A 5,248-nucleotide genomic window follows, 5' to 3' on the forward strand; every position below is an offset into this window, starting at 1 on the left:
CCGTTCGGCATCGTGCTGGTGGTGGACCGGTTGTCCGCGCTCATGCTGCTGCTCGCCGCCATCCTGGCCCTGCCGGCCCAGGTCTTCGCGCTCGGCCGCTGGCATCGCGCCGCACCGCATTTCCACTCGCTGTTCCAGTTCCTGCTGATGGGGGTGAACGGCTCGTTCCTGACCGGCGACCTGTTCAACCTGTTCGTGTTCTTCGAGGTGATGCTCGCCGCCTCCTACGGCCTCGTCCTGCACGGCTCCGGGCGGCGCCGGGTCAAGGCGGGGATGCACTATATCGTCATCAACCTGGTGGCCTCGTTCTTCTTCCTGGTCGGTGTCGCCCTGATCTACGGCGTCACCGGGACACTCAACATGGCCGACCTGGCCGTGCGCATCCCGGCCGTGGCACCGGAAGACCGGATGTTGCTGGAAGCGGGTGCCGCGATCCTGGGCATCGCCTTTTTGACCAAGGCCGGCATGTGGCCCCTGAACTTCTGGCTGCCCACCGCCTACGCCGCCGCGGCCGCACCGGTGGCGGCGATGTTCGCGATCCTGACCAAGGTGGGCGTCTACATCCTCCTGCGCCTGTCGCTGCTCCTGTTCGGTGAGGGGGCAGGGACCCTGGCCGGTTTCGGTACCACCTGGCTGACGGTGGGCGGTATGCTGACCGTGCTGTTCGGCATGATCGGCATGCTCGCCGCGCGCTCGCTCGGCCGGCTCACCGGCTACTGCGTGCTGGTGTCGTCCGGTACGGTCCTGGCCGCGATCGGCCTCGAGGACCCGAGGGTGGCAGGCGGCGCCCTGTTCTACCTCGTGAGCTCCACCCTGGCGCTGAGCGCGCTGTTCCTCCTGGTGGAACTGCTGGAGCGCGACCTGGAGCAGCCGGAGGACGAGCCGGACCAGGTGTTCGCGGATGTCGAGGAGGACCTGGAGGACGAGGAGGACGAGGTGGGCGTGCCGGTGCCGGCGACGCTCGCTGTGCTGGGCCTGGCGTTTGTCGGCTGCACCTTGCTGCTGGCGGGACTGCCGCCCTTGTCGGGCTTCCTCGCCAAGTTCGTGATGCTGAGCGCGGCGCTGAACCCGGACGGGCTGGGCGGCGGCGGACAGGTCTCCTGGCAGGGCTGGCTCCTGGTGCCGCTCCTGATCGTCTCGGGTCTGGTCACCCTGATCGCCATGATGCGGGCCGGCATCCGCCGCCTGTGGGCGCCGCCGGAGCCGATCGTGCCGCGCGTCCTGATCCGCGAGGCGGTGCCGGTCGCGGTCCTGCTCGGTGTCGGCGTCGTGCTGACGGTGCTGGCCGATCCGGTGATGCGCTACATGACGGATGCCGCGACCGCCCTGCACGTGCCGACCAGCTATGTCGAGACCGTGCTGGGCAAGGAGCGTCTGCCCGGGCCCAGGAGTGCACCGTCTCCATGAGAAGCTGGCTGCCCTACCCGCTGCTGACCTTCTCGCTCACCGTGATGTGGGTCCTGCTCCACCGGCCATCGCTCGGCCATGTCCTGCTGGGCGGCGCCATCGCGGTCGCCGCCACCTGGGCGCTGGCACGCCTCCAGCCGGCCAAGCCGAGGCTGCGCAACTGGCTGGCGATGCCCCGACTGCTGGGCATCGTGCTCTACGACATCGTCCGCTCCAACATCGCGGTCGCCGGCATCATCCTGCAGGGTGGCCGGGTCAAGCGGACGTCCGGCTTCATCGTCATCCCGCTCGATCTGCGCGATCGGACCGGCCTGTCGGTGCTGGCGGTGATCGTGACCGCCACGCCCGGCACCGCCTGGGTGGAGTTCGACCCGACACATGGCCGGCTCCTGCTGCACGTCTTCGACCTGGTCGACGAGGCGGAGTGGCAAGCGCTGATCAAGCACCGCTACGAGCGATTGCTGCTGGAGATCTTCGAATGAGCGCCGCGATCCTGAACTGGTCCATCACGATCGCCCAGATCATGCTGGGCATGGCGATGCTCTGCACGATCTTCCGGCTGGCCGGCGGGCCGCGTGCGCAGGATCGCGTGCTGGGCCTGGACACGCTCTATCTCAACGCGATGCTGCTCCTGTTGACCTTCGGCATGCGCAGCGGCAGCACGCTCTATTTCGAGGCGGCCCTGGTCATCTCGCTGCTGGGCTTCGTCGCGACCGTGGCGCTGGCCAAGTTCCTGATGCGCGGCGAGGTGATCGAATGAGCGAGGCAGCCGACCTGCCGCTCTGGGCGGCCCTGCTCGTTTCGGCCCTGCTCCTGATCGGGGCCGGGCTCACCCTGATCGGCTCCTATGGCCTCCTGCGGCTGGAGCGGTTCTATGACCGCATCCACGCACCCACCCTCGGCAGCAGCTGGGGGACGGGTGGCATCCTGGTGGCGTCGATGCTGCTGTTCTCGGTGCTCCAGACCCGGCCGGTGCTCCACGAGATCCTGATCGCCCTGTTCGTGACGGTGACCACCCCGGTGACGCTGATGCTGCTGGCCAGGGCGGCGCTCTACCGCGACCGGACCGAGGGCAATGCCGACGTTCCACCGATGCTGAGCAAGGATGTTCCGCCCACGCAGAACCCCTGAGTGCCCGCCTCAGCCGTCTAGCGCCGCAGCCGCCTTGCTGAACAGTCGCACCCCGTCAGGTGCGAAGCGCATCGCGCGCAGGAAGTCGTCGATCCGGTAGCCGGGCAGCGAGCGGTGCAGCTGCGCCATCTGCGCCCGCGCTTCCGTCAGGCGTCCGGCGAGTGCCAGGGCGTAGGCGGCGATCGCCAGGATATGGGCATGGGCGTTCGGCTGGCCGGCGGCACGCAGCCCCCATTGCGCCGCCTCCTCGAGCCGGCCCTGCCGTGCCAGCGCCATGGCACGTGCCCCCAGCATGCCGAACAGGAGCGGGTCGCATGGGCTGAGCCGCCGCGACTGGTCGGAGGCGGCGATCGCGGCTGCCGTGTCGCCCGCCTGGCAGTGCACGAAGGCCAGCGTGTAGTGGCCGAGCGCGAAGTTGGGGCTGAGCTCGACCGCCTGCTCCAGCTCCGCCACGGCCTGGTCCTGCCGCCCCTCCAGCCAGTGCGCCCGGCCCATCGCCCAGTGCGCCGCCGGGTCGCGCTCGTCGGCAGCCAGGCTCTGCCCGGCCGTGCGCAGCGCCAGCTCGATCGCCGGCCGGGCCGGCGCCCAGCCCTGGAAGGCGTCCTGGAAATGGGTGAAGGACAGCCCGGCATAGGGGCGGGAAAAACCGGGGTCGAGCCGGACCGCCAGCTCGAAATAGCGCCTGGCCTGCTCGTTGTCCGGCCGGCTGAACCGGTACATGTGCCACAGGCCACGGTGATGGGCGCCCCAGGCATCCAGCGAGTCCGGCTGGCGCAGCATCGCCCGGGCGCGCTCGACCGCCTCGATCTCGCCCGCGATCGCCGCGACGATCCGGTCGCCCAGTTCATCCAGGACCGCGAAGGTCTGCCCGTGCGGCCGGTCGTACAGCTCCGCCCAGACCACCCGGCCGCTCGCCCGCTCGGCCAGCTCGACCGTGACCCGCATCTGCCCGCCCAGGCGGCGCACCGTGCCGCTCACCAGGAAGTCGACCGCCAGCAGGCGACCGGCTGCGTCCGCCGGCACCTGCCGCTCGCGCAGCGTCAGCATGGTGCCGGGCGCGATCACCAGGAGGCTGCGCAGCCTGGCCAGGCGCACGATCAGGTCGTGGGACAGGCCGAACGCGACATCGGCCTGGTCCGGCGGGCCTTCCCCGCTTGCGGCAAACGGCAGGACGGCGATCGAGCGGCGCTTCGCCCGGGCCTCGCTCGCGGGCAGGACCAGGCGCGGCTCGGCCGGCGGCCGGGTGCTGCGCAGATCCTGCCAGACAGCCTGCAGCGGCCGGCTGTCCACCTCCTCGGCGGCGAACAGCCGGCAGGCCGAGGCGAGATGCCTTTCCGCCTCCCGTGACCGGCCGGTGCGGGCCAGGCCCGCCAGCAGGATCCGATGCGCCCTCAGGTCCAGCGGCGCCAGTGCCAGCCAGCGCTGAAGCAGGGCAGGGGGCATGTCGTGTCCGGTTGCCTGAGCCAGCCGGGCCAGCAGCGCCAGCTGGGCCTCGGCCAGGCGGCGTCGCTGGGACTGCAGCCAGAGCTGGAAATCCGGGCAGGCATCGAGCTCCAGGCCTTCGAGGAACTCGCCGGCGAACAGCTCCGACGGCAGCTCGGGCCGGCCCGGCGCGGGCTGCTCCGGCTCCTCCAGTGCGGCTGCCAACTCCAGCGCATCGACCCGGCAGCCGGCCAGGTCCAGCCGGATCCCGTCGCCCTCGGCCAGGATCCTCGGCCGGCCCGGCAGGTCGAGCAGGCGACGCAGCCGGCTCAGGCACCAGCGCAGCTCGCCGCGCGGGTCGCTCGGCACCTCCCACAACAGGTCGCACAGCCGGCCCCGGCCGACCGGCCGGTCGGCGAGTGCCAGATAGCCCAGCAGCCCGCGCAGCTTGCGCGAGCCCGGCAGCGGCAGGGGTTGGCCGTCCAGGCTGAGCGCCAGCGGACCCAGCAGCCGCACCTCCAGCAAGGCTGCGGCGCCTGCCGTTCCCGCCGATTCCATGGCCGCGCCCACGCCCATCGCCACGCTCCTTCCCACGCCCGCCGGCTAGATCGGCAAGCGACCGCACCCTCCCCGGCACAAGAAGGGGGGTGCTCATCCTAGGGCCAGTCATCGGGAGAACAAGCGATCATGGTCACCATCACTGCCGAGCGGCCGGATCTGGCCGCCATCAAGACCAGGCAGCAGACCGCCTGGGCCTCCGGCGACTACGCGGTGATCGGCGTCACCCTGCAGATCGTCGGCGAGGAGCTGTGCGAGGCCATGGACCTGCGGGCGGGCACGCGCGTGCTGGACGTGGCCGCCGGCAACGGCAACGCCACGCTCGCCGCGGCCCGGCGCTGGTGCGAGGTGACCTCCACCGACTATGTGCCGGCCCTGCTGGATCGTGCGGCGGAACGGGCCGAGGCGGAACGCCTGCCGGTCACCTTCAAGGCCGCCGATGCCGAGGATCTGCCGTTCGCCGATGGGAGCTTCGACGCGGTCCTGTCGACCTTCGGGGTGATGTTCACGCCCGATCACGCCAGGGCCGCCGCCGAACTCGCCCGGGTCTGCCGGCCGGGCGGCAGGATCGGGCTGGCCAACTGGACGCCCGACGGGTTCATCGGCCAGCTGTTCAAGCTGATCGGCCGCCACGTCGCTCCGCCGCCGGGGCTGCGCCCGCCGTCCTTGTGGGGCACGCGGACCCATCTGGCCGAGCTGTTCGGCGACCGGGCCAGCGCCATCGACGTCC

At 71.2% G+C, this 5,248-nt stretch carries 6 protein-coding genes; 5 read left to right on the forward strand and 1 reads right to left on the reverse strand.

What is annotated here, in order from left to right; translation table 11 throughout:
• The 4 genes from VNS22_RS05850 to mnhG form a co-directional block, all read left to right on the forward strand.
• A partial coding sequence (locus VNS22_RS05850) for a monovalent cation/H+ antiporter subunit D (RefSeq protein ID WP_325730539.1) occupies nt 1-1,407 on the forward strand: 1,407 nt, incomplete at its 5' end.
• On the forward strand, nt 1,404-1,889 hold the full coding sequence (locus tag VNS22_RS05855; protein WP_325730541.1) for a Na+/H+ antiporter subunit E: 486 nt from the start codon (nt 1,404-1,406) through the stop codon (nt 1,887-1,889). The genes VNS22_RS05850 and VNS22_RS05855, both read left to right, overlap by 4 nt.
• Complete coding sequence (locus VNS22_RS05860) at nt 1,886-2,167, forward strand: K+/H+ antiporter subunit F (RefSeq protein WP_325730543.1); 282 nt, start codon at nt 1,886-1,888, stop codon at nt 2,165-2,167. Before VNS22_RS05855 ends, VNS22_RS05860 begins: the two co-directional genes overlap by 4 nt.
• A complete protein-coding gene (gene mnhG, locus VNS22_RS05865) occupies nt 2,164-2,538 on the forward strand; it encodes a monovalent cation/H(+) antiporter subunit G (RefSeq protein WP_325730545.1) in 375 nt (124 codons plus the stop codon). The genes VNS22_RS05860 and mnhG overlap by 4 nt, the downstream gene beginning before the upstream one ends.
• A gap of 9 nt (nt 2,539-2,547) precedes the next feature.
• On the opposite strand, the gene VNS22_RS05870 is transcribed toward mnhG, so the two are convergent.
• Nucleotides 2,548-4,536 carry a BTAD domain-containing putative transcriptional regulator gene (locus VNS22_RS05870; RefSeq protein WP_325730547.1) on the reverse strand — a complete coding sequence of 663 codons (1,989 nt, stop codon included), beginning with the start codon at nt 4,534-4,536 and terminating at the stop codon, nt 2,548-2,550.
• A 111-nt stretch (nt 4,537-4,647) separates the two neighbouring features.
• Between VNS22_RS05870 and VNS22_RS05875 the strand changes: the two genes are divergently transcribed.
• The coding region (locus VNS22_RS05875) for a class I SAM-dependent methyltransferase (protein WP_325730549.1) at nt 4,648-5,248 on the forward strand (601 nt) is incomplete at its 3' end.

Origin of the sequence: Geminicoccus sp. (genome assembly GCF_035556675.1) — a bacterium.
Classification (GTDB): domain Bacteria; phylum Pseudomonadota; class Alphaproteobacteria; order Geminicoccales; family Geminicoccaceae; genus Geminicoccus.

Excerpts from the sequence above, each read along its gene's own strand:
- VNS22_RS05860 (WP_325730543.1), top strand. The coding sequence starts at position 1,886 with ATGAGCGCCGCGATCCTGAACTGGTCCATCACGATCGCCCAGATCATG.
- VNS22_RS05855 (WP_325730541.1), top strand. The coding sequence starts at position 1,404 with ATGAGAAGCTGGCTGCCCTACCCGCTGCTGACCTTCTCGCTCACCGTG.
- mnhG (WP_325730545.1), top strand. The coding sequence starts at position 2,164 with ATGAGCGAGGCAGCCGACCTGCCGCTCTGGGCGGCCCTGCTCGTTTCG.
- VNS22_RS05870 (WP_325730547.1), bottom strand. The coding sequence starts at position 4,536 with ATGGGCGTGGGCGCGGCCATGGAATCGGCGGGAACGGCAGGCGCCGCA.